This is a genomic window from Salinimonas lutimaris, assembly GCF_005222225.1.
GTDB classification, from domain to species: domain Bacteria; phylum Pseudomonadota; class Gammaproteobacteria; order Enterobacterales; family Alteromonadaceae; genus Alteromonas; species Alteromonas lutimaris.
In genome coordinates this window covers 3,385,973-3,408,896 of record NZ_CP036536.1, presented here as the reverse complement: position 1 = coordinate 3,408,896, position 22,924 = coordinate 3,385,973, and the positions used below count along the sequence as shown (strand labels likewise).

Here is a 22,924-nt window from a genome sequence, read left to right as displayed (position 1 = left end):
CGTTTATCCAAACAGCAAAAACTGATAACCGATGAAGCCTGCCAGCAGCAGAGCGCCTTCGAGCCGACCAATCTGCTTTTTGCCGATAATACTGAAACTGAAGAAAAACAGCAGCGCAGTCAGGCCAAACATCACATACATATCACGGTTATAGACATCCGGGTCCAGCGGGCCGGGCGCAATCAGACCCGGCATACTCAGTACCGCCAGCAGGTTAAAAATGTTAGATCCGATAATATTACCCAGCGCCATGTCATCTTCACCTTTCATGACCCCGGCAATACTGGCAGCCAGCTCCGGCAGGCTGGTACCCAGGGCAATAATGGTCAGCCCGATCACCAAATCGCTGATCCCAAAATAACGGGCGATATACACTGCAGAATCGACAATAAAATGCGCGCTCAGTGGCAGCAGCAATAATCCAACCCCAATCCAGACTACCGCCATACCGGTGTTTTCATTACCAGGGATTTCATCGGTGGTGTCAGACATCAGCGGATCGGATTTTTCCACATTCAGCGACAGCCAGGCCATGCCCGCCAGTGCAAAAATAAACATGCCAAACAGGAACAGACCTTCAATGTGCGCCAGCTGACCGTTATACATAAAGCCCATGGCTACCAGGGTAATAATAAGCAGTGCCGGCATTTCCCGCTTCAGGGTGGTGGAGGAGACCATCAATGGCTTGACCAGCGCAGTGATGGCCAGTACCAGACCAATGTTGGTGATATTTGAGCCAAGGGCATTGCCCACCGCGGTATCCGGTGAACCGTTAACCGATGCGATCGCAGACACGACAATCTCCGGCGCAGACGACCCCATTGCCACAATCGTCAAGCCTATCATCATCGGTGATATGCCGATGTTTTTAGCCAGCGCAGAGGCCCCGTAGACAAAACGATCCGCCGCCCAGCTCAAGACGCATAACCCAATGATGAAAATGATAACCTGTACTAGCACGCTCAATCTTATTAATCAGAATTTTTCGCGATTGTCGCAGAATATGCCCCGCTTGCCTATGGCTAGAGGGAATTTATGCCTCACAACCGACCCAAAATAACAGACTGCAAGCTTGTCAAAAAGCGAGCGATGACGGGACGAATATGACCTGGCCCTACTGGCCGGCAGGATCAGAGTCATTTATTCAATGGATCTGTATTGGCTGATATCCGGTGTGTTGTCATTTGTTTGCAACATAGCAGGTAATTGTATGTACAACATGCATTTATCCAATGCAGAAAAAATCCTGTCAGGTAATATTTGCACGCAATTTTTGTGTGCGGTGGTGTCATCCAGCGTATTTTTTCGTCGGTCAGACGTAACCTCAACGTGACTTTGTGACTTGCGCCCACACTGAGAAGGCGGGTAAAGCCAATTCTGGCCTGGTGGTTGCTTTTACTTGTGGCCTGCGGCAAGAGCTGGGCATGGGACCTAGTCCAGAGTATGGTAATTATTCGGTTCTATCGAACATAACTTGTAACTATTTGGGTTTGGTAGGGTATGCGAAAAACGCGTACAATGCGCCAACTACACTGGTCAGTAAACTTTTAGGTGATTGACCGGTCTATACTGGTTGACTGCGCTCCGGGCGATGATGTCATAAATTGTGTTAAATCAGCAGGTCATGCAGACAGGCAGGATAAAAGTTCATTAGCAGAGGATCCTACGAATTCGGGTATGGATAATTTAGTCGATATAGACAATATGACCTTTAAGCGAGGCGAACGTGTCATTTATGACAATATTTCGCTGCGTGTTCCTAAAGGTAAAATTACGGCCGTAATGGGCCCCAGTGGGATAGGGAAAACCACCTTGCTTAAACTGATTGGCGGCCAGTTGCAGCCACAGTCAGGTGATATTCGCTTTGATGATGAGTCGATTGTGAACATGAGTCGCAGCCGTTTGTATGAAGTACGCCGGCGTATGAGCATGTTGTTTCAAAGCGGGGCGTTGTTTACTGACATGAATGTGCATGACAATGTTGCCTTTGCTTTAAAAGAGCATACTAAACTCGAAAGCGATATTATCGACACCATTGTGGCGCTGAAGCTTCAGGCGGTGGGGTTACGTGGTGCAGCTAAACTGATGCCCAGTGAACTGTCAGGGGGGATGGCCCGGCGGGCAGCACTGGCCAGAGCCATATCGCTGGATCCGGATTTGATCATGTATGACGAACCCTTTGCCGGTCAGGACCCCATCTCTATGGGTGTGCTGGTCAAGCTGATCCGTGAGCTGAATGATGCACTGGGTCTGACCAGCATTGTGGTCACCCACGATGTGACTGAGGTGCTGACCATCGCGGACTACATCTACATTCTGGCCGACCAGAAAATCATTGGTGAAGGCAGTGCTGAGCAAATCAAAAACAGTGACTCACCACTGGTTCAGCAGTTTCTTCAGGGCGAAGCAGACGGGCCGGTTCCTTTTCACTATCCTTCAGACGATCTTAAAGGATCGTTGTTCGGAGGCCAGTCATGAACATCTTTCGCTCCGTAGGGGCTGGGACCTTGTCCCGCATCTCAGCCATCGGCCGGGCCGGTCTGATGCTGTTGGGCGCACTGATTGCGCTGCCAAAATGGAAAAATGTGGTACTGACCATTCGCCAGATGTATGTGGTCGGGGTGCAGTCATTGCTGATTATTGTGGTCTCTGGCCTGTTTATCGGCATGGTAATGGCGTTACAGGGCTACACCATTTTAGTCGATTATGGCGCAGAAGGCAGCCTGGGACCCATGGTGGCATTGTCACTATTACGTGAACTGGGCCCGGTGGTTACCGCGCTGTTGTTTGCCGGCCGGGCAGGCTCTGCCTTAACCGCAGAAATTGGCCTGATGAAAGCCACCGAGCAGCTAAGCAGCATGGAAATGATGGCAGTGGACCCGTTACGCCGTGTGGTCAGCCCGCGATTCTGGGCTGGCATAATTTCGATGCCAATGCTGGCGGTTATTTTCAGTGCCGTGGGTATTTTAGGCGGTCACCTGGTCGGTGTTGACTGGCTCGGTGTGGATGCAGGCAGCTACTGGTCTCTTATGCAGTCATCGGTTGAATGGGGCTCAGATGTGGTTAATGGCATTATAAAAAGCCTTGTATTTGCCCTGGTTGTGACCTGGATTGCCATTTTTAAAGGGTATGATTCCACCCCCACCTCAGAAGGGATCAGCAAAGCAACCACAGAAACGGTGGTGTTTTCTTCATTAGCAGTACTGGGGCTGGATTTTATTCTGACTGCCCTGATGTTCGGAATAGAGTAGGGGATTAGACATGAATAAACATAAATCGGAACTTATGGTTGGGGTGTTCGTTATCATTACCGTAGGCGCCCTGTTATTGCTGGCACTGAAAGTGGCTAACCAGACCATGGCCGCCACCGGCGATACTTACACGCTGTATGCCAAATTTGACAATATTGGCGGGCTGAAAGAGCGCTCAGCAGTAAAAGTGGGTGGGGTTACCGTCGGGCGCGTGTCCGCGATTACGCTGGACAAAAAAGACTACACCCCGGTGGTTGAATTAAGTATTCAGAAAAAATATGACGAATTTCCGGAGACAAGTTCGGTCTCTATTCTTACGTCAGGTTTATTAGGTGAACAATACGTAGGTTTTCAGCCTGGATTCTCATTTGATGGCATTGCCAATCTTCAGGATGGGGACTACCTGCAGGACACAAAATCGGCGTTGGTGCTGGAAGACTTGATTGGCCAGTTCCTGTTTAGCCGCGGCAAAGACGAAGAAAAAGAGTAAGTCTTGCCCCGAAACGATTATTAAGCATCAGGAGTAATTAACGTGAAAAAACTAATCGCAGTGTTTGGTCTTGCCATTATGATGGCGGCCTCAAGTGTATCGGCTCAGCAGGTGAATGAAGAAAACCCGTATGAGATGATCAAGGACGTGGCAAATCGAACATTTAGCCGTATCAAGGATAATCAGGCCACTATCAAAAATAACCCGGAAGAACTTCGGGCCATCATGAAAGAAGAGTTGCTGCCGCATACAGATTATAAATTTGCGGCGTTCAAGGTGCTGGGTAAAAACGCGGCATCCATAGAGCGTGACAAACTGGCTGAATTTGTCAAAGTGTTCCGTGAATACCTGATCACTACCTATGCGGTGGCGATGAGCTATTATGACAACCAGGATGTGGTATTTGAACCAGCTCAGGATGTTGGCGACTCAACCTATGTGGTGGTCCGCGCTATCATCAAAGATCCAAACCGTCCGGAAATTAAAGTGGCCTTCAAGGTACGCAAAAACTCTAAAACTAATGAGTGGAAAGCCTTTGATATGGTGGCCGAGGGCATCAGCATGCTGGACAGCAAACGCAGCGAATTTGAATCAATCATTCGTCAGCAGGGTATCGAAAAAGTGATTACACTGATGCAGGAAAAAATCGATAACCCGGTTGAGCTAAAAGAAGAGTTCGATGAAAAGGACAACGCGTGAGTCTGTTTCAGGTCAGTCATGAAGGACGCGTCAGTGTGCATGGTCATCTGGACCGTGACACACTGGGCAAAAACTGGTGGAACCTGCTCAGTTCAGCGCAGCAACAACAGCTGAAAAAGCAGGGTCGGTGTACGCTGGATTTAAGTGATGTAGAGCGCATTGACAGCGCCGGACTGGCCTGGCTTATCAATGCGGTACGCGATGGTAAGCAACACCAGGTCACGGTGACGCTCAGCGATGTGCCGGAAAAACTGCTGAAGCTTGCTAAAATCAGCGACGTTGACACCCTTTTACCTGTAGAATAACGTCAAAAGTCACATACAAGAGCAACGAAATTTTATGGATGTAGCTGAAATCGAAGCAATACTGAAAGACGCCCTGAACCTAACCGAAGTACATGTTAAATCTGACGGTTCGCATTTTTCTATTATCGCGGTGAGTGACTCGTTCAATGAAATGAGCCGGGTAAAGCGCCAGCAGGCGATTTACGCGCCACTGTCTGACAAAATCGCTGACGGCAGCATGCACGCTATTTCAATCAAGACGTTCAGCGAAGCCGACTGGCAGCGTGAGCGTCAGTTTCACGTTCCTCAGTAGTTCGGGCCTTCGCCGTGGATAAATTAGTTATTAGAAAGTCGCCGGCTTTGCACGGCGATGTACGTATTTCAGGGGCCAAAAATGCGGCATTACCGCTGCTGATGACCGCCCTGCTTACCGAACAGACCTGCCGTTACTCCAATGTTCCGCGGTTGCGTGACATTAACACCACTAATGCCCTGTTAAAAGAATTGGGTGTGGGGGTAGAGCATCACGATGATGTGGTCAGTTTAACCGCAGGCACGCTGTCCAGCGTAACCGCCTCGTACGAGCTGGTGAAAACCATGCGCGCATCGATTCTGGTACTGGGCCCGCTGCTGGCTAAATTTGGCAAAGCGAATGTATCGTTACCGGGTGGCTGTGCCATTGGCGCACGTCCGGTAAATCTTCACCTGACTGGTCTTGAGCAAATGGGTGCGCAGATCGAAGTGGAAGAAGGCTACATTCGTGCTCATGTTGATGGCCGCCTGAAAGGGGCGCGAATCTTTATGGATATGGTCAGTGTGGGCGCAACCGAAAACCTGATGATGGCTGCTGCGCTGGCCGACGGTGAAACCATTCTGGAAAATTCAGCCCGTGAGCCGGAGATTGTGGATCTGGCTAACTGTCTGAACCAGATGGGCGCTAAGGTGACTGGTGCCGGTACAGATACCATTCATATTCAGGGCGTTGAAACCCTGCATGGGTGTGATTATCGGGTGTTGCCTGACCGTATTGAAACCGGCACTTTTCTGGTTGCCGCAGCCGTCACCGGTGGCAAAATCCGTTGTCTGGATGCCGCGCCCGATACGCTGGATGCGGTGATTAACAAGCTACAACAGGCAGGCGCTAAAATTACCTGTGGTGATGACTGGATTGAGCTGGATATGGAAGGCAAAAAAGCGCGCGCAGTACAGGTGAAAACCGCACCGCATCCCGCATTTCCTACCGATATGCAGGCCCAGTTTGTGACTTTGAACTGTGTGGCTGAAGGGACGGGTGTTGTGACCGAAACGATTTTTGAAAATCGGTTTATGCATGTACCTGAGCTACAGCGCATGGGCGCTGAAATTGCGCTGGAAGCCAACAGTGCGGTTTCCAAAGGCAGTTCAAAGCTGAAAGGAGCGCCGGTAATGGCAACTGACTTGCGTGCATCTGCCAGTCTGGTGATTGCCGGATTAATTGCCGAAGGGGAAACCCATGTTACCCGCATTTATCACCTGGACCGCGGTTACGAGCGTATCGAAGAAAAGCTCAGTGCGCTGGGTGCCAATATCGTTCGCGAAAAAGAATAAATTACTTCCCGGGTGTACGGATAAAAAAAGGACCTTAAATAGGTCCTTTTTTATTGGCTGCGGGACAGACGTTTGGCGTAAGGGTATTCCAGCACAAAACGGGCCCCGCCCAGCGTGCTGCGCTCTACATAGCAGTTACCCTGATGCCAGTGCTGAATGCGCTTAACAATAGCCAGCCCCAAGCCCGCGCCGCCGCGTTCACGGGAACGATCCGCATCCGGGCGAAAAAATGGCGCAAATACTTTTTGCAGATTTTCCTGACTGATGCCTGGGCCATCATCATGCACGCTCAGCCGTATTTTTTGGCGATAAATTTCAGCATCAATCACAATACGACTGTGGGCAAACCGAAAGGCATTCACCAGCAGGTTTTCAACCGCGCGCTCAACATAATCTCCGTCTCCCAGGATTTTCACGGCGCCGGCATTAACCGTGACATCAATGTGTCGGGTATTACGAACCTGCAGGCGCTGTAAGGTTTGTTCACACAGCGCCTGCAAAGGCAGTTCAGAAATATTCAGTTCCGGCACGGTGCTATCGGTGCGCAGATAATCCAGCATCTCCTGCACCAGGTGTTCGAGCTCCTGAACATCGTTGCCCATGGCTTGCCAGTGCGCCGGGTCATCACGGGGGCCGGCCGCCAGCGCAAACTTCAGTCGGGCCAGCGGAGTGCGGGTTTCATGCGCTACGGCTCCGGTCATTTCCTTATGACGGGAGAGCAGTTCGCTAACCCGTTCATTCAGCCGGTTAAGGGCTTCTGCAATACCAGTGAGACGGGAATGCTGAGGCAGACAAATTGGTACAATGGTCCCATTGGGCTGCATATTGGCTACAGTGGTATGGATAGTACGCAGGTCGCGCCACAACGGCCACAGCCACAACGCTATCCATATCCCCAGCAGTAAAAAGAAGGAAATACTGTAGAGCCACACATTATCCCAGGTAGACGGTGCATTAAGCCCATCAAGCAGCGTCACCTCAAGCAAACGGGTATCATCAAAGCGGCGATACAGTAACGTGGTGTTATCATCAAACAGCGTCGCCACATTGCCGTTGGCTAAAGCATCGGCCGACACCTGCGGCCAGGCAATCAGATTGCGGTTAATGAGACGGGCTTCAAGTCCGGCCTGGCGCAGCGCACTGACGGTGTCATCATTCGGCGTGGTGTGCTGTAACAATATCCGGGCTGCTTCCACCGACTGGGAAGGCGAGTCGGTGGGGCTGAAAAATAAAGCATCCAGCAAGGCCGTAGTGCCTATCAGCGCTGCGGCTATAAAAAAGTACAGGCTGGCGAACAGTCGGGCCATGATCTAACGCCATGCCTCGGCCACAAAGAAAAAGCCTTTTCCCCAAATGGTTTTTATGCGAAACGGATTTCCCGGGTCATCTTCGAGCTTTTTGCGCAGACGGGAAATACGCACATCGGCAGAGCGGTCCAGGCCATCATATTCGCGGCCGATGATTTTTTCATAAATCGTATTTCGATCAACGACCTGGCCGGCGTTTTGCGCCAGCAGCCACAGCATATCAAACTCGTGACTGGTCAGCTTGATATCGGTATTGCCCAGCATAACAGTACGGCGGGATTTGTTTATCTGTAGTTTGCCAAACTGCATGGATGAGGTACTTCCTATTGCCTGACTTTCCGGCGTGGGAGGCACTCTGCGTAACAGCGCCTGAATGCGGGCCAGCAGTACCCGCGGTTCGATCGGCTTGGTCACGTAGTCATCTGCACCGATCTCCAGCCCCAACACCTGATCCACATCATCATCCCGGGCTGTCATAAACAACAACGGTCCCTGATAAAACTGGCGCAGCTGACGGCACAGGCCAAAACCATTAAGACCGGGTAACATCACATCCAGTACAATCAGATCAGGTGGGGTTTCGCGGGCACGTTTAATCAGTTCGGTGCCGTCAGGCAGGCTGATAACATCAAAAAAAGCAGAGGTCAGAAAGTCAGTCACCAGCTCACGCAAGCGGTCGTCATCTTCCACCAGAATAATTCGTTGCGTCAAAATAACCTCCATGGACTTCTTATGCGACGTCGGCTCGTAGTCTGGCGTGCTTTAACCTGTAAAGCACGGGTTACCAACACGGCCCCATCGGCTTGTTGTAAGGTAAGGGTGGTGTCGTTGTTCAGCGTCACATCAACCGTCAGTGCTTTGGGGAGTTCCGGCCAGCAGGTTTGCTGCTGACTGCCTAAATATAAACAGGCTGGCTGAGCCAACGGAGCATCGTCGGGAGCGCTGATTTTCAGTACCATTGAGCAGCTTTCGCTGGTGGTGTCGGCAATACAGATTTGCGGGGCAACAGACCACTGCGAAGCCGCCGGGCATCCTAAAGATACCAGCGAAAGTAGAACCAAACCGGACAAACGCAAACAAAAGGCTCCGCTAGAATTGATAAGTTAGACCGCCAAACACACTGGTCAGGCTATTGTCAGTTACTACCGGACTGTGGCGAACACCAGCGGGTAAATGTTCATAGCGCATCAGCAGAAGCAGCCCCCAGTTGCTGCTTAACGCCCGGGCTGCAGTAAACTCAATGCCCGGTCGTAAACCGGCGCCAACACGATATTGCTCTGATGCACTCACCGCATCCCGATCTGAGATGCCGTAGTAGTAATTATTGAACTCACTGCTGTACCAAGTCAGACTGAGAGCTGAATTGAGCTGCCACTTATAGATACTGTGCAGGAACTGTACCTGTATACTGGCCAGCTGGCCTGAATGTGTCTGGCTGATATCGGTTTGTGCCATGGCAGAAATCTGACCAAAACTGGTAAGCAGGGAAGAGCGCAAACCTGCGTGGACAGCGTAGTGCCGGTCTGCCAGCTGCCTGACATTTGTCGAGTCGTTTCCTGAGCCCAGTGGACTCAGGCTATTTTGCACATCAAAAAAGCGCCAGTCGTCAAAATAGCGGGCTTCCCGGTTTACTGTCACAAAGCCCTGATAAAACAGGTCATCGTGCTGAATAAATTCGTAGCCGGCTTCCAGGTTGTCGACATAAAACTGCTCACCGTACCAGGCAATATCCCCAATCAGCACTACTGGCTGCTCACTGCCACCACGCAGTGGGTTTGATAATTCGCCGTAACCGGTGGCCAGACCGATTTGCCACTCGCCGGCTGGCACACACTGAGTCTGGCAGCCTGATACCGCTGGTTTTGTAATGCAAATCAACAATAGTGAGAGAAGGCTGAGTAAGCGTGGTAACACGGTTTACCGACTATGAATGAAAAATTTTGCCAAGACTATCAGAATCTGTCGGATAAATTTTGCCTGATTACAAATCGTCACACTTTGATAAGATCCGAATCGAAATAAAATCGATAAAAGCCACGAATCTCAGGATGTGTAACGTCTGAAATTCCGCTGTCAGCAATCAGAAAAATAGCGACATTGTAAACAAGATGTTTAAAACAGGGCGAAATAGTGTGAAATCGTGCCAGTTTTACTCCTTTTTAGCCTAAAGTTTGAAGATCGTGATGCAAGTATTCAAAAATGAAGTATACTCAGTCTAATCTTCAATCATTAACGCATTGTCATGTTGATGATGTGACTGTTAACACGGTCAGGAGCAGGGCGATAAGCTGGCAGGATGCCAGATGTTATTGGCCTGATGATTGATGAGGCGAATAAGAAGAATAGAGGTTGTTAACAAACGTATGCAGGGAAAACTTGGTTTGAATTACGTTATTCGTCGGCTGCGTCCTTACCTGGAATTGCGCCATTCTATCCCCACAGTACTTTTTGTCATGATGGTTATGACGATGCTGTTTATTGGTGAACCACCTTATGCCCTTGCTGAGTACGACAATCAGGAAGGCATTAAAACAGCACAACGTGATAACGGTCAGACAGTAGAAAAAAAGCAGAAACCAGTCTATCAGGCAGATAATAGCTAATCTGCCTGATAGTCTTTATTTCCCTAGCATCATTCGCATGCCAACACTTATCTTAAGCATACACGCTACACCACTAATTTAGCTTAGTGTGATAGCAGGCAAATGATCTGCTTTACCCGCTAAGAAAAATGTAAAAGTGCCGGTTGGCAGAAAGTTGTTAGCTATGGCCCGTCATATGGTAAATGGCGCAGCGGTATCAGGGACTTCCCCACAACAGTTACCGCAAATCAACGAAGATATTAACCCGCCTGGCTGGCACCCAGCTCTGCTACCGTCACATCCATATCGATACTTTTTCCATTACGGCTCACCTCGATATTCAGTGTTGTTCCAGGCTTGGTTTCTGCAATCATATCCAGCGTTTTAGAGGCGCTTTCTAAACGTACGCCATTAATGGCCATAATAATATCGTTAGGTTTCAGGCCGGCTTTTTCGGCCGGACTTTGCTTAGCCACGGCGGTGACAATCACGCCGGGACGGCCACGCAGTTCGCCGCCAATGAAGCCCAGTTGCCCACGAACCACCTTGCCGTTAGTAATAATTTCATCCATCACTCGTTTGGCCAGTTCGTAGGGCACGGCGAAGTTGATGCCATCTACATTACGTACACCATTACGCGCATCGCGTACCTGAAAGTTAGCATTCGTGATCCCCACCAGAGTCCCGTTGCTGTCAACCAGCGCACCACCAGAGTTACCCTGATTCAAAACCGCATCGGTTTGAATAAAATCTACAAAATTCGACAAACCATTACGACCGGCGCGGCTTACCATACCGTGTGTTACGGTCTGGCCTAAATCAAACGGGTTGCCAATGGCCATAACCATATCGCCAACCTCAACCCCTTCGCTCTCAGGCTGGGGGATCTTATGCAGATTCTCACCTTTTACTTTTAACACCGCCAGATCGGTATACTGATCGGTGCCGACAATTTGCGCTTCCAGAATCTGGCCATCCTGAACGGCCACCACTATGCTATCGGCATTCTGAACAACATGATTACAGGTCAGAATATATCCTGACTCAGTCATGATAACACCCGAGCCAAGGCTGGTGCGCTCCCGGGGGCGACTACGGTAAATACCTACGTCGTTTTCAATGCTGACACTATAGATGTTGACTACAGCCGGTGCGGAGCGGCTAATAGCATCATGGTAAGATTTTCGCTGTGATGTGCTGATGGGCTTGGTAAGCCAGTCAAGCGTGAGACCGTCCCCTTCGCGCAGCGAAGGAACCAGTACCAGCATAAGCACCGCTACCACTACGCCCAGTACCACTGACTTAATTAGAAATGAAAGAACTTGTCTGCCTGCCACGATATTGTACTTATTATTACGCCTCCTTGAACAACCGGGAGGGAGGCAGAAATTCATATTAAAACAAAGAATAACACCGATAATTTAGATTACAAAAAATTATCCCGGTTTAGCGCAACTCTGTGTCATTCAACAAAAAAAGCCACTGCGGACAGTGGCTTTGATAGTAAACACTAACTTACCTGATAACCAGATAGCGTGTAGTATTTCCTCGCTTGATATTCAGAGCAATCACTTCGCGGGATTCATCCAGTGCGCTTCTGAATTCGGCCACGGTTTTCACCCGCTGACGGTTTACACCGACGATGACATCTTCAGGTTGCAGGCCAATACGCGCAGCCGGGCTACCTCGTTCCAGCTCCATAACCTCAACCCCCTGATTACCGTCGTCATCTTCACCGTTAGCCAGCTCTGCCCCTTCCAGTGCAGGATGAATCTGAGCCGCGGTTACCTGTGAGTCGCTGGCATCATCTAAGGTCACACTGATTTTTTGCTTTTCGCCTTTGCGCAAGATACTCAGTTCGACTTCGGCGCCGGCGCCCATACTGGAAATTCGCGCAGCCAGTTCGCGGAAACTGTGAATATTGCGGCCGTTAACCGCGGTAATAATATCACCTGCCTGCAGGCCAGCTTCGTGAGCCGCGGTGTCGGGCTGCACTTCGCTGACAAACGCGCCTTTGTTGACGGTGACGTTCATCGCATCAGCCAGCCCGGCATCCACATCGCTGCCCAGAATACCTAACAGACCCCGACGAACTTCGCCAAATTCGGCAATCTGGTCTACCAGGCTTTTCATCATATTACTAGGGATGGCAAACCCAATACCGACATTGCCGCCGTTCGGGCCGAAGATGGCGGTGTTAATACCAATAAGCTCTCCGCGCAGGTTAATTAGCGCACCACCTGAGTTACCCCGGTTAATCGCCGCATCGGTTTGAATAAAGTCCTCATAACCGCCTATATTCAGGCCAGATCGGCCAAGTGCACTGACAATGCCAGAGGTCACAGTTTGATTCAGGCCAAACGGGTTGCCAATGGCCACCACATAGTCACCAACCCGGGCTTCGTCAGAGTCAGCAATTGGCAGCGCAGTCAAATTGTCCGACTCAACCTTTAACAGCGCAATATCGCTTTGCTCATCTGCGCCCAGCTTTTTGGCTTTCAGTTCACGACCATCTTTAAGTTTAACCGTGATTTCATCGGCGTTATCGACTACGTGGTTATTGGTCACCACATAGCCTTTATCGGCATCAATAATAACACCAGAGCCTAAGCCTCTGAACGGGCGCTCCTGAACCTGTTCCTGCGGGCCGCCAAAAAAGTACCGGAACATTTCAGGTACCTCGCGGCGGGCCGTCTGGGTTCCTTCAACCGCAATACTCACCACGGCGGGGGTTGCTTCCTCCAGCATCGGTGCGAGTGAGGGCACTTCCTGTTTTTTATCATCAGAGAAAAACGGCAGTCCAGCCTGTGCCGGGACAGACATGCCCACAGTACTGGCAACGACTCCAGAAACAACCATTATCTGGCGAAGAGACTTTTTCATGTTCGCTTACACTCCTTCATGTTAAATGCGAAATGTCTGTTTTTTAAGACAGACTCATAAAAAGTACAAAAAGTTCCTATTTTTGCTGCTTGCCTGCGGCAGAACCGCTATTTGAACCGGCAAACAAGCCGGAACCGGTATTGGCAAAATCTTTGGGTTGTAACCCCTGAACACTGTTCTCAGAGGATTTTTCACGGTTCTTCAGGTTGTTACGCAGATACGTTGAGGCCTGCTCACCGTAAAAAGGCACACTGTCTTGTTCATCATCAGTGCCCTGTTTTAGCAGACTTTCATATTCTTCCACCTGCATGCGCAGTGCCTGACACTGGCTTTCAATAGATTCCACAGTCTGACGGGTTTGATGAAGATGATGTTCCGCCTGCTGGGCCATGATTTCTTTTACATTTTGCTCAGCCTGTTTGGCGGCTTTGGTGTTGCCGTCTTTGGCATACATGAAGCGCGCAACAAAAAAGCCGATAATTAAACCGACAACAAGCAGGGCAATAGGAATTAACACATCCATTGAGATCTCCGAAAAATTCAGCTGCGCTGGATACTTATTCAACGCTTGTAGCTATATCTTAATACACGTTGTGACTATACCAAGTTCATCACACTTTTGCGTAGCCATTTATAGTTGTAAGGCCCCTAAAACGTAACACAAGATGTCTTTAGTCACAGGAGCGTAAAAAATCATCCTGCTGCGAACTTTTTAAGCGCAGCAGGATTGCGGTATAATTACCGATACAATGTTAACGCGGTATGCATTTATTCATTCAACGCGTAACATCATTTACGGGCTGCAATTCTACGCTGTTCTGTAAGGAAATTAAGTGCGCTGCGATGTTTTTCAGGCAGGTCGGTGCAGCTGTATGTATCAATAGCAATGTAGTTTGCAGGAGAATTGAGGTTCATGACGCCATGGGAAACCTATCAGGCCGATCTTAAGCAGCCGGAATTTGTGCACGATGCGGCACAGGAAAATGCAGTGCGTGCCCTGCAGCGTTTGTATGATGACCTTCTTGCCACGCCCGCAGAATCCTCTGCCGGAATAGGCGCCAGGCTGAAAAGCTGGTTTAAAAAAGATGAGACCAGAACGCCGGTGACCGGTCTGTACTTTTACGGCGGAGTAGGTCGCGGCAAAACCTATCTGGTTGACACCTTTTATGAATGCCTGCCGTTTGAGAACAAAATGCGGGTGCACTTTCATCGCTTTATGCACCGGGTTCACGATGAGCTTAAACTGCTGACCAATGCATCGGACCCGCTGAAAATCGTTGCCGCCAAGCTGGCTAAAGAAACCCGCATAATTTGCTTTGATGAGTTTTTTGTCTCCGATATTACCGACGCCATGATTCTGGGTACATTGATGCAGGAGTTATTTGGCCATGGTATTTCACTGGTTGCCACCTCCAATATTGTGCCTGATGATTTGTACAAAAATGGCTTGCAGCGAGCCCGCTTTATACCGGCCATTGAACTGATTAAACAGCACACCGAAGTGATTAACGTAGACAGCGGTGTAGATTATCGTTTGCGTACCCTGGAACAGGCTGAGATTTATCACTACCCGCTGGATGCGCAGGCGACTGACAATCTGCATACTTACTTTACTCAGCTGGCACCGGAAAAAGGCTGTCAGAATGAAAAGATAGAGATTAATAACCGTTATTTGAACACCTGTTGTAACGCCGATGGCGTGCTGATGATAGAATTCAAGGAAATCTGCGAAGGTCCGCGTAGTCACAGTGACTATATTGAGCTGAGCCGCTGCTACCATTCTGTACTGGTAGCTAACGTGAAGCAGATGGGGCAGAACAATGACGACACCGCCCGGCGCTTTATTGCCATGGTTGACGAATTTTACGAGCGTCATGTTAAGCTAATTATGTCGGCGGAAGTCGCTATGGAAGATTTATACACCGAAGGACGACTGTCTTTTGAGTTTAAACGCTGCATGAGTCGTCTTAAAGAAATGCAGTCTCACGATTATCTGGCCACCGAACACTTACCTTAAAGCGCTGTTCACACATCAGGTTTGTGGGTAAACTTCTGCGGTTGGTTATTGTTGCGCCAAGACGCGAAAAAACGCTAAAGCAAGAGATTAGAAAATGGGAAGAGCATTCGAAGTAAGAAAAGCGGCCATGGCTAAAACGGCCGGCGCGAAAACAAAAGTTTATTCCAAGTACGGAAAAGAAATTTATGTAAGCGCAAAAAATGGCGGTAGTGACCCGGAAACAAACCTGTCACTGCGTCGGTTAATGGATAAAGCCAAAAAAGATCAGGTGCCTGCGCACGTTATCGAAAAAGCCATTGATAAAGCGGCCGGTGGTGCCGGTGAAAACTACGAGCCGGCCCGATATGAAGGTTTCGGCCCGGGTAACTGCATGGTGATTGTGGACTGCCTGACGGATAACGCAAATCGTACGATTACTGATGTACGTAACTGCTTTACCAAAACCAATTCAAAAATTGGTGGGCCAGGTGCAGTTAGCCACATGTTTGATCATCAGGCAGTATTTCAGTTTGCCGGCGAAGATGAAGACGCGGTACTTGAAGTACTGATGGAAGCAGATGTGGACGTGACTGAAGTTGAGCAGGAAGACGGCAAAATCACGGTATATGCGCCGCACACCGAATTCAACAATGTCAAAACCGCCCTGAATGATGCATATCCTGATCTGACCCTGGATGCCGAGGAAATTACCTTTATTCCGCAGACAGAGGCAGAGATCAGTGAAGAAGATCGTCCGATGTTTGATAAGTTTATGGATATGCTGAACGACTGCGATGACGTGCAGGATGTTTATCATAACGCAGTCCTGAACGACTAAAAAAATTAGTCCTGAACGACTAAATAAATAGTCCTGAACGTTCAACAAAGTCCTGAACGACTCCGGGCTGAACTGAAAAACGCACCGTCTTACCACGGTGCGTTTTTGTTTGTATTGCGTGTCGCTTTTTTTACTGGCCTCAGGTAGAATGCGCCGTGGAGTTGGCCAGGCAATCGCCGCTTTCATTTTATGGAAGGGGAGGAAAGTCCGGGCTCCACAGGGCAGGGTGCCAGATAACGTCTGGGCGGCGTGAGCCGACGACTAGTGCAGCAGAGAGTATACCGCCTAAGCACGTAAGTGCCGGTAAGGGTGAAAGGGTGCGGTAAGAGCGCACCGCGCAACTGGTAACAGTTTGTGGCACGGTAAACTCCACCCGGAGCAAGACCAAATAGGCTCCTTATACGTACGGCCCGTACGGGGAGCGGGTAGGTTGCTTGAGCCAGTGAGTAATTGCTGGCCTAGAGGAATGGTTGCCCACGACAGAACCCGGCTTATGTGCCGACTCCACCTTCTTTTAGACGGCAGGGTTACCCTGCCGTCACTTCCACCTGATTCGGCGTCTTTTCGGTAAATTGCAAACCAAAGTTCTGTGCCAGTGAGGCCAGCATCGCGTCCACATCACGGGTATTAAATAAACCAGCCACCTGAACCTGCGCCAATTGTGTATCACGAATGACAAACTGTTTGCTGGTATACCGGCTGACTTCATGCAGCACAATGGCTAGCGGCTCACCGCGAAATATCAGCTGACCATTACGCCAGGCCTGTACCGATTCGATTTCGTCACTACGCATCCGCCGTAATGTGCTGGTTTGCTGTGCGTTTAAGCGGACTTTAAATCCCTGCGTTACCGCCAGCGAGTCATCGGTCAGCGTAATCTTGTCCTTACCTAGTAAACCCTGCTTACCGTTTACCCCGCTGGCCACCTTAACCTTGCCTTCGGTGACGACTAGTTCGATATCATCCTGATTTAGCGCCACATTAAATTCGGTGCCCACTGCCTGTATTTGCTGTTGCCCGGCCAGCACACTTAACGGGCGCTGCCGATCTTTGGCCACAGCAATGTGTAACTCGCCACGTCTTAGATGAATCAGACGCTGATTACCGGTAAAAGTCACATCGGCAATTGAGTCAGTATTCAGCCAAAGCTGACTGCCATCAGGTAGAGGTATTTTTCGCTGCTGCCCCACCGCGCTGGTGAAGGTGCCCACGTGCTGAACCTGCAATACTGACGGTGATACCGGCCACAGCTGCCAGGTTGCCAGGCCAGCGAACACCATCAGCATCACCGACGCAGCCATGGCCAGCAGGGGAGTGCGGCGACGGGATTTATTCGGCACATCGGGAAACAACTCGCTGAGCTGTCCCAGACAGTCTATTTTATCCCACAGCTGCGCCATTTCTAAAAAGGCATCGCGATGACGGCGATGACGCAGCCAACTGGTCAGTTCCTGCTTCTGCGCATCAGATAAGCCCTCATCAAGCCGTACCAGCCACAAACCGGCATCATCCATTATCTGGTCTTCACTGTGTAAAGGCACAACATTATCGGTATTACTCATGTTGACCTCCTGTGGCTGTGCAATCATCGCTCTGTGCGTTGATATTACGCATGTATAACGTGCAGCGCTTAATGCCCTGCGCAATGTGTTTTTCCACGGTTTTATCACTTATTGACAACTCGGCGGCGATTTCCTTAATGGAATAGCCATATACCTTTTTTAAAACAAACGCCCGTCGACACTGCGGCGGAAGAGCTTTTACCGCATCGCAGAAATGGCCAAACTCTTCCTGGGTGGCAGACTGCTCCCATGGTTGATCATGATCATAAGCCAGCGAGTGCTGATGCCCGGTTTCGGCATCGGCTTCGGTGTCTACCAAACGTACTTCTGCCCGTTTTAAGTGGTCAAACGCCAGGTTACGGGCAGTCCGGTACAAAAATGAACGCGGCTCACGAATATGCTCAGTGCTTTTGGCCTGACATAAGCGTACGTAAGTGTCCTGTAAAATGTCGTCCACTTCTTTGGGCGGCACCAGGCGGGTCAGCATTCTTGCCATTCCGCTACGCGCTGCCATATAGGCATCATGGATTGTTGAGTTCACGGGCATAATGATTATTTTTGTTGTTATTTAAAAGACGAGCGCCAGCGGGAAAACCCCACTACCGGGCCAGTAAATAAGTGAAAAAAGAAAATCACGGGTGTTGTTAATTAAGTGTAACTGATACTTTGTAACTTATGATAGCCTAACAACGCTGGTCTGCCAGTGTGTGGCTTTGCGTGGCCACTTTAAAGGATGTGATTCACGTGAGTGATACAACTCATTCAAACAACGCCTGGCTCAGTCAATAATAATGATAAAAATCAGGTAGTCATGCTAACTGTATGCGCTTAACAAAGTTCCCCAGGCTTGCCGCCCGTCAATATTGCTGTTGGTCACCTGTTGCTATTGCTGTTGCAGGTTTATTGCCGTTGGCAGTCATCAGCAAGCCGGTCGGGGCTGAAGAGCTGGCGCCGGTCACGCAGGCGCAGCTCCCATTTTTTATTCATCGCAATACCGCCGATGAAGCCCTCATTGATTTTGCTGAACAAGCCGGCCTGACGATTGCCTTTCCGTACAATAAAGTTCGCCATACCATTACCAATCCGGTAGAAGGCGCACTGACGATTCGTCAGGCCATGTCCGGATTGCTGAAGGGGACAGGGCTTTCTGCCCGGTTTGATGAGCATAACAACATCACGATATTGGTTGATGAGGCTCCCGCACAAAGCGAGAGCATGCTGGCCCGCTGGTTTCGCGAACTGACCGCTGCCCAGGATGAGTTGTTAACCGTGCCGCTGCGCGATAATCAGGATCGGGTTGAATACATTGAGGTCAAAGGCTTGCGTGCGCGCACCACACAAAGTGTCAGTATTAAGCGTGATGCAGAATATGTGCTGGAAACCGTGCAGTCCCTGGAGATGGGAAAGTTTCCGGATCAGAATCTGGCGGAGGCATTGCAACGGGTGCCGGGAGTGAGCATTGATCGGGCCGAGGGGGAGGGGCAGTTTGTGTCGGTGCGCGGGTTTGGCCCGCAGTTTAACAACGTGCTGTTAAACGGACGTCAAATGGCCACGGATACTTTAGGCCGGCAATTCAGCTTTGATACGCTGGCCCCGGAGATGGTCAATGCCGTCACTGTGCATAAGCAGGGACAAGCCGGATTACCGGGGGGCGGGGTGGGAGCGACCATCAATATTCAGACTGCCAAACCGCTGGCGCTGCGCGGATTGAGGGTGGCCGGTAGTGTAAAAATGCAGTACGACAGTAATGCCGGGCAGTACACGCCGCAAGGCTCACTGTTATTCAGTGATACCTTTAATCATGACACCATGGGACTGCTGGTATCGTTGTCTTATTATGCCCGTGATGCCCGCATAGACGAGGCACAAATTGATGGCTGGGTGGTCAATACCGGTGTGCCGGCAGAACAACTCGATAAACCGGTGGATAATTTGTATGTGCCGCGCAAGTACGATCAGCGGGTGCGTTTTGAAACCCGCCGCCGCCAGGGGGCGACGGTGGTGTATCAGTATCGCCCTGCTGAGGACCTGGCGCTGACGCTGGACTATCTGGGGACAGATTTTTCCGTCGATTCTTCTGCTACCTCTATCGGACACTGGTTTACCTCCAGTAATTTAGAAGATGTGGTGACCGACACCAATGGGACGGCAATCCGCTTTTCCCAGCGTACCGGACATGCCACCGATTTTCATGCCCGTTCATTCAACCGGAACTCGGTACTTCACAGTCTGGGCGCGAACCTGCAATGGGAGCCGGCTGATGCGCTGATGCTGTCGCTGGATATAGCGACCAGCCGTGCGCAGGTGGACGACCCTGACGGTGATGGAGATGCCCTGTCACTGATAGGCTACCTGAACCAATCTACATTTGATCATACCCAGGGCAACATCCTGCCGGCAATCTATGGCTTTGAGTCTGCCAACCCGCTTCAGCAAAATGCGGCCGGCGAGCTCACCGGTGTCAGTCATTATCTGGACCCGGCAAACAGTCGCACACACGTTATGTTAAAACGCGGCTGGCAGATTGAAGACAGTATTGATCAGGCGGCTTTGAATGTGCGCTGGGTCAGTGGCTCGGCCTGGCTTGCCGGGATTAGCGCAGGCCTGAGATACAGCCATCAGCAAAAAGACAACGAACGGCGCGACAATGAATATAACGGCCTGCATTGCTATTTTTGCGGTTACTTTGATTCGCCACAAATTCCGTTGTCATTTCAGACCCGGTTTAATGCCGGCGACAGCTTTTTAAGTTCGGTGTCGGGCAGCGATACGATTCCCCATCAGTGGTTACGCCATGACGGCCCGCAACTGTTTAGCTACCTTGAAGCACTGGGGAATGTGGACTTAAGCCCGGTGCGACGGGGCAATTCTTATTCTGTGTCAGAAAAAGTCTGGGCCGGATACGTCAATACATCACTGGAACTCCCGTTGTCGAACTGGTTTTTGTCTGCCAATCTGGGCATGCGGGCCGAGTATACCCAAGTGTCAGTCAGTGCTGTCAATGAGGTGCTCAGTCGTCTGGTGATTCTGGATCAGACCGAGCTGGGACCGGTGTTTGAAGATACGCAGGCCGAGTTTTCACAATTTAGCTATTCTAACTGGTTACCGGCGGTGAGCCTGCGGGCGGCCTGGCAGGAAAACTGGGTTGTACGGGCCGGGTACTCACGCAGCCTGACCCGCCCGACATTAGAGCAAATGTCGCCGGGGACCCGCTACACTACCACCCGACAGGGCGGTGATTTGCGCGCCTTTGTAGGCAACCCTCAGTTGCGGCCATTTGAGTCTGATAATCTGGATGTAGCGCTTGAATACTACTACGGCGACAGCAATTACCTGTCAGCCGGGGTGTATCGCAAGTATGTTGATAACTTTATTACCATTAACAGTCAGCCGGTACTGTATGCCTCGGTTACCGACCCTTCTACCGGCAGCAACCCATTAAATGCTGATGACCAGGACAGCGCAGCCTGGTTTGATGTGGCTCGCCCGGTAAACGGTCGCACGGCAGTGGTCGACGGGCTGGAATTAAGTGCACAGCACTTATTCGGTAAAACCGGCTGGGGGCTACAGGCCAATTACAGTCAGGTAGACAGCAATGCTGAGCTGGACAAATACAATGTGAACAGCAAGTTTGCCCTGACCGGGCTATCCGGTGCCCGTAATCTGGTGCTGTTTTATGAAAAAGGCGCGCTACAGTGGCGCCTGGCATGGAATTACCGTGAGGGTTTTTTGCAGTCGCTGGAGCAGCCGCTCAGCACCGAGCCTACTTATGTCAGCCCATACAAACAGTGGGATATGAGCGCTTCTTATCAGGTAACCAGTCAGTTATCGATATTTTTTGAAGGTATTAACCTGACCGACGAAATTGTGCATAAGCATGGTCGGTTTGCCAATCAGCTATTGCTTATTCAGGATACCGGCAGCCGGTTTGCCGTTGGTTTCAGGGCAACGTACTAAGGTCTATACAGGCGTTTCCTGTCAGCCGGCCGGCTAACGGATCCTCACTGAGTGTACACGGTATTATCTGCGCTGAATGAAACAGGGTAGACGGGTAAAAAATAGCGCGGTTATAGGCCCAGTCTGCCTGACCAATATGTACAAATAATTCAGTGGTGCCATCAATGTATTCGTTGGGCGGAAACCCCACGGTGGTTGCCTGGGTTTTCAGCCGTTTCATATAAATAGCGGCATCGGCTTTGTTTACCTTTTCAAACGCGGTATCACGGTGACGGTAAAAGCCGGTGCCGCCGGTATTGCTGGCTGACAGGTAATGCACCATGGCCCACTGTTTATCATTCACCGAGTCAAAGTGTGGCACACACTGAATGGGTTTAAGCTGACCCGGCGCGGTGGTGGCAAGAGACAGCCGGCTTAATGTAACACTGGCATCAAAAGGTGCGCCGGCGGTGCTCATCACCGCTGGCAGCATATGGTTAATAAAGCTGATATAACAGCCGGGGGCATCGGCCCGCACGCCGGGGTAAAAGTCTTCAGCGCTGGTGGTATAGGTCAGTGTGGCGGCCTGTTGGCGCAGGCTGTCCGGATCAGGATGAAAATTATCGGCAATAACCAGAGGTGTTTTTCCCGCACCAATAAGCTTGCAGGAGAACACCGGAGTATGTTCAGCCAAACCAGGCTTCTCCTTTTTGTATTCGGGCATTTTTGCGCTCAATCAGCGAGTATATATGCGCATGGGATGCCAGCAATGTATAGGCAGGTGATAGCATATTGAGCTGATGCAGGCGGGTAATATCTTCGCCGGGCAGGGCAGCAAGGCGGTCTTCATCAATGGTAAACAGCCCGCTGATTTTGCTGCTGCTGTTATCGCAAAATGTCACATCCAGCGCAATGGGGGTGATCAGAGATAAGCGATCCAGCTCGCTCAGAAATTGTGCGGTGGCCACTTCGCCTTCCAGTAACATGGCTAACAATTGCTGTTTTTGCTGCATCAGCGCGGTAGGCTGGCCGCTATCGGTAAATAACCGGGTGCCTTGATTATCGTTGATGTGGGTGAGCGCCGGACTTTGAGTATCAATATATATCATCTGGCGCTGCTGCTCATCCTGCTGGCCGATATAAAAGGGATGACGTTCAATTTGTGCAGGAATATAAAGGCTGTTCCAGCGGCCTTCTTCCCAAAACAGGTTTTCGCGCTCCTCAAACCCCAGCATGGCAGAGCAAATCAGCTGTCCGCTAGGCTCATGACGGGAAATAACAATAGGATACTGAATGACGAGCTGGGCAAACTCATTAAGCACGACAGGAATCAGGTGCTCATCAGCACCCGCGTGCCCGGTCTTATCCGGTGCAACACAAAGGTTGTGGTGCTGAGCCGCATTAAGCGCAATAAATTGTGACATGCCGGCCTCCCTTTCCTGTACTAAAATCCGCTTTTGCAGGTGGTATACGAATGAACGACGGTAAATTGTTCAGTAAACAAGGACG

23 protein-coding genes and 1 other RNA gene are annotated in these 22,924 nt (G+C 50.4%); 12 read left to right on the top strand and 12 right to left on the bottom strand.

All coding sequences use genetic code 11. The features are described 5' to 3' along the window. Window positions 1-3: 3 nt before the first annotated feature. Complete coding sequence (locus EZV72_RS15000; RefSeq protein ID WP_137167991.1) at window positions 4-960, bottom strand: calcium/sodium antiporter; 957 nt, start codon at window positions 958-960, stop codon at window positions 4-6. 717 nt (window positions 961-1,677) lie between these two features. On the opposite strand from EZV72_RS15000, the gene mlaF reads away from it, so the two are divergent. The 7 genes from mlaF to murA all read left to right on the top strand — a co-directional run bounded on the left by mlaF (window position 1,678) and on the right by murA (window position 6,311). Next, window positions 1,678-2,478, top strand: a complete 801-nt coding sequence (mlaF, locus tag EZV72_RS14995) for a phospholipid ABC transporter ATP-binding protein MlaF (protein WP_137167990.1) — start codon at window positions 1,678-1,680, stop codon at window positions 2,476-2,478. Continuing rightward, the gene (mlaE, locus tag EZV72_RS14990) at window positions 2,475-3,251 is read left to right on the top strand and encodes a lipid asymmetry maintenance ABC transporter permease subunit MlaE (protein ID WP_137167989.1); all 777 of its coding nucleotides are present in this window, start codon (window positions 2,475-2,477) and stop codon (window positions 3,249-3,251) included. Before mlaF ends, mlaE begins: the two co-directional genes overlap by 4 nt. Window positions 3,252-3,261: 10 nt before the next feature. Further along, entirely contained in the window at window positions 3,262-3,741 is a 480-nt protein-coding gene (gene mlaD, locus EZV72_RS14985) for an outer membrane lipid asymmetry maintenance protein MlaD (protein WP_137167988.1), read from the top strand. A gap of 78 nt (window positions 3,742-3,819) precedes the next feature. Continuing rightward, window positions 3,820-4,440 (top strand): MlaC/ttg2D family ABC transporter substrate-binding protein, encoded by a 621-nt coding sequence (locus EZV72_RS14980; RefSeq protein WP_137168782.1) that lies wholly within the window; start codon window positions 3,820-3,822, stop codon window positions 4,438-4,440. Continuing rightward, on the top strand, window positions 4,437-4,745 hold the full coding sequence (locus EZV72_RS14975; RefSeq protein ID WP_137167987.1) for an STAS domain-containing protein: 309 nt from the start codon (window positions 4,437-4,439) through the stop codon (window positions 4,743-4,745). Before EZV72_RS14980 ends, EZV72_RS14975 begins: the two co-directional genes overlap by 4 nt. Window positions 4,746-4,779: 34 nt before the next feature. Then, a complete protein-coding gene (locus tag EZV72_RS14970) occupies window positions 4,780-5,037 on the top strand; it encodes a BolA family protein (RefSeq protein WP_137167986.1) in 258 nt (85 codons plus the stop codon). A 14-nt stretch (window positions 5,038-5,051) separates the two neighbouring features. Further along, window positions 5,052-6,311: a UDP-N-acetylglucosamine 1-carboxyvinyltransferase gene (gene murA / locus EZV72_RS14965; protein ID WP_137167985.1), complete on the top strand. Its 1,260-nt coding sequence runs from the start codon at window positions 5,052-5,054 to the stop codon at window positions 6,309-6,311. Between the two features lie 50 nt (window positions 6,312-6,361). On the opposite strand, the gene EZV72_RS14960 is transcribed toward murA, so the two are convergent. From EZV72_RS14960 to EZV72_RS14945, 4 genes are read right to left on the bottom strand one after another with little or no spacing between them, the layout of a single operon-like run. After that, window positions 6,362-7,618: an ATP-binding protein gene (locus EZV72_RS14960; RefSeq protein WP_137167984.1), complete on the bottom strand. Its 1,257-nt coding sequence runs from the start codon at window positions 7,616-7,618 to the stop codon at window positions 6,362-6,364. 3 nt (window positions 7,619-7,621) lie between these two features. Continuing rightward, complete coding sequence (locus tag EZV72_RS14955) at window positions 7,622-8,329, bottom strand: response regulator transcription factor (protein ID WP_232364438.1); 708 nt, start codon at window positions 8,327-8,329, stop codon at window positions 7,622-7,624. Further along, complete coding sequence (locus EZV72_RS14950) at window positions 8,326-8,694, bottom strand: DUF3019 domain-containing protein (protein WP_175405137.1); 369 nt, start codon at window positions 8,692-8,694, stop codon at window positions 8,326-8,328. Before EZV72_RS14950 ends, EZV72_RS14955 begins: the two co-directional genes overlap by 4 nt. A gap of 13 nt (window positions 8,695-8,707) precedes the next feature. Then, complete coding sequence (locus EZV72_RS14945) at window positions 8,708-9,448, bottom strand: MipA/OmpV family protein (RefSeq protein WP_175405136.1); 741 nt, start codon at window positions 9,446-9,448, stop codon at window positions 8,708-8,710. Window positions 9,449-9,981: 533 nt separating this feature from the next. Here EZV72_RS14945 and EZV72_RS14940 point away from each other — a divergent pair. Further along, window positions 9,982-10,221 carry a hypothetical protein gene (locus EZV72_RS14940; protein WP_137167980.1) on the top strand — a complete coding sequence of 80 codons (240 nt, stop codon included), beginning with the start codon at window positions 9,982-9,984 and terminating at the stop codon, window positions 10,219-10,221. A 239-nt stretch (window positions 10,222-10,460) separates the two neighbouring features. Here EZV72_RS14940 and EZV72_RS14935 read toward each other — a convergent pair whose 3' ends face one another. From EZV72_RS14935 to EZV72_RS14925, 3 genes are all read right to left on the bottom strand, one after another. Beyond that, window positions 10,461-11,537: a trypsin-like peptidase domain-containing protein gene (locus EZV72_RS14935; protein WP_137167979.1), complete on the bottom strand. Its 1,077-nt coding sequence runs from the start codon at window positions 11,535-11,537 to the stop codon at window positions 10,461-10,463. A 178-nt stretch (window positions 11,538-11,715) separates the two neighbouring features. Then, window positions 11,716-13,083 carry a DegQ family serine endoprotease gene (locus EZV72_RS14930; RefSeq protein WP_137167978.1) on the bottom strand — a complete coding sequence of 456 codons (1,368 nt, stop codon included), beginning with the start codon at window positions 13,081-13,083 and terminating at the stop codon, window positions 11,716-11,718. A gap of 76 nt (window positions 13,084-13,159) precedes the next feature. Then, the gene (locus tag EZV72_RS14925; protein ID WP_137167977.1) at window positions 13,160-13,606 is read right to left on the bottom strand and encodes a ZapG family protein; all 447 of its coding nucleotides are present in this window, start codon (window positions 13,604-13,606) and stop codon (window positions 13,160-13,162) included. 390 nt (window positions 13,607-13,996) lie between these two features. On the opposite strand from EZV72_RS14925, the gene zapE reads away from it, so the two are divergent. From zapE to rnpB, 3 genes are all read left to right on the top strand, one after another. After that, complete coding sequence (zapE, locus tag EZV72_RS14920; RefSeq protein WP_137167976.1) at window positions 13,997-15,100, top strand: cell division protein ZapE; 1,104 nt, start codon at window positions 13,997-13,999, stop codon at window positions 15,098-15,100. 94 nt (window positions 15,101-15,194) lie between these two features. After that, window positions 15,195-15,917, top strand: a complete 723-nt coding sequence (locus EZV72_RS14915) for a YebC/PmpR family DNA-binding transcriptional regulator (protein WP_137167975.1) — start codon at window positions 15,195-15,197, stop codon at window positions 15,915-15,917. A gap of 157 nt (window positions 15,918-16,074) precedes the next feature. Further along, window positions 16,075-16,427: RNase P RNA component class A (gene rnpB / locus EZV72_RS14910), an RNA gene on the top strand. Window positions 16,428-16,444: 17 nt separating this feature from the next. Here the strand turns inward: rnpB and EZV72_RS14905 are convergent. Continuing rightward, window positions 16,445-17,479, bottom strand: coding sequence for a FecR family protein (locus tag EZV72_RS14905; protein ID WP_175405135.1), 1,035 nt, complete (start codon window positions 17,477-17,479; stop codon window positions 16,445-16,447). Further along, entirely contained in the window at window positions 17,472-18,026 is a 555-nt protein-coding gene (locus tag EZV72_RS14900) for an RNA polymerase sigma factor (RefSeq protein ID WP_137167973.1), read from the bottom strand. Before EZV72_RS14900 ends, EZV72_RS14905 begins: the two co-directional genes overlap by 8 nt. 362 nt (window positions 18,027-18,388) lie before the next feature. Between EZV72_RS14900 and EZV72_RS14895 the strand changes: the two genes are divergently transcribed. Continuing rightward, window positions 18,389-21,436: a TonB-dependent receptor gene (locus EZV72_RS14895; RefSeq protein ID WP_232364436.1), complete on the top strand. Its 3,048-nt coding sequence runs from the start codon at window positions 18,389-18,391 to the stop codon at window positions 21,434-21,436. Here the strand turns inward: EZV72_RS14895 and EZV72_RS14890 are convergent. Together EZV72_RS14890 and EZV72_RS14885 are read right to left on the bottom strand one after the other, a co-directional pair. Then, window positions 21,420-22,109 (bottom strand): DUF6445 family protein, encoded by a 690-nt coding sequence (locus EZV72_RS14890; protein ID WP_137167971.1) that lies wholly within the window; start codon window positions 22,107-22,109, stop codon window positions 21,420-21,422. The two genes, EZV72_RS14895 and EZV72_RS14890, sit on opposite strands and share 17 nt — an antisense overlap. After that, window positions 22,102-22,839, bottom strand: a complete 738-nt coding sequence (locus EZV72_RS14885) for a SapC family protein (protein WP_137167970.1) — start codon at window positions 22,837-22,839, stop codon at window positions 22,102-22,104. The genes EZV72_RS14890 and EZV72_RS14885 overlap by 8 nt, the downstream gene beginning before the upstream one ends. Between the last annotated feature and the right edge of the window lie 85 nt (window positions 22,840-22,924).

Excerpts from the sequence above, each read along its gene's own strand:
- mlaF (WP_137167990.1), top strand. The coding sequence starts at position 1,678 with ATGGATAATTTAGTCGATATAGACAATATGACCTTTAAGCGAGGCGAA.
- mlaE (WP_137167989.1), top strand. The coding sequence starts at position 2,475 with ATGAACATCTTTCGCTCCGTAGGGGCTGGGACCTTGTCCCGCATCTCA.
- mlaD (WP_137167988.1), top strand. The coding sequence starts at position 3,262 with ATGAATAAACATAAATCGGAACTTATGGTTGGGGTGTTCGTTATCATT.
- EZV72_RS14980 (WP_137168782.1), top strand. The coding sequence starts at position 3,820 with ATGATGGCGGCCTCAAGTGTATCGGCTCAGCAGGTGAATGAAGAAAAC.
- EZV72_RS14970 (WP_137167986.1), top strand. The coding sequence starts at position 4,780 with ATGGATGTAGCTGAAATCGAAGCAATACTGAAAGACGCCCTGAACCTA.
- EZV72_RS14960 (WP_137167984.1), bottom strand. The coding sequence starts at position 7,618 with ATGGCCCGACTGTTCGCCAGCCTGTACTTTTTTATAGCCGCAGCGCTG.
- EZV72_RS14940 (WP_137167980.1), top strand. The coding sequence starts at position 9,982 with ATGCAGGGAAAACTTGGTTTGAATTACGTTATTCGTCGGCTGCGTCCT.
- EZV72_RS14930 (WP_137167978.1), bottom strand. The coding sequence starts at position 13,083 with ATGAAAAAGTCTCTTCGCCAGATAATGGTTGTTTCTGGAGTCGTTGCC.
- EZV72_RS14925 (WP_137167977.1), bottom strand. The coding sequence starts at position 13,606 with ATGGATGTGTTAATTCCTATTGCCCTGCTTGTTGTCGGTTTAATTATC.
- zapE (WP_137167976.1), top strand. The coding sequence starts at position 13,997 with ATGACGCCATGGGAAACCTATCAGGCCGATCTTAAGCAGCCGGAATTT.
- EZV72_RS14915 (WP_137167975.1), top strand. The coding sequence starts at position 15,195 with ATGGGAAGAGCATTCGAAGTAAGAAAAGCGGCCATGGCTAAAACGGCC.
- EZV72_RS14905 (WP_175405135.1), bottom strand. The coding sequence starts at position 17,479 with ATGAGTAATACCGATAATGTTGTGCCTTTACACAGTGAAGACCAGATA.
- EZV72_RS14900 (WP_137167973.1), bottom strand. The coding sequence starts at position 18,026 with ATGCCCGTGAACTCAACAATCCATGATGCCTATATGGCAGCGCGTAGC.
- EZV72_RS14885 (WP_137167970.1), bottom strand. The coding sequence starts at position 22,839 with ATGTCACAATTTATTGCGCTTAATGCGGCTCAGCACCACAACCTTTGT.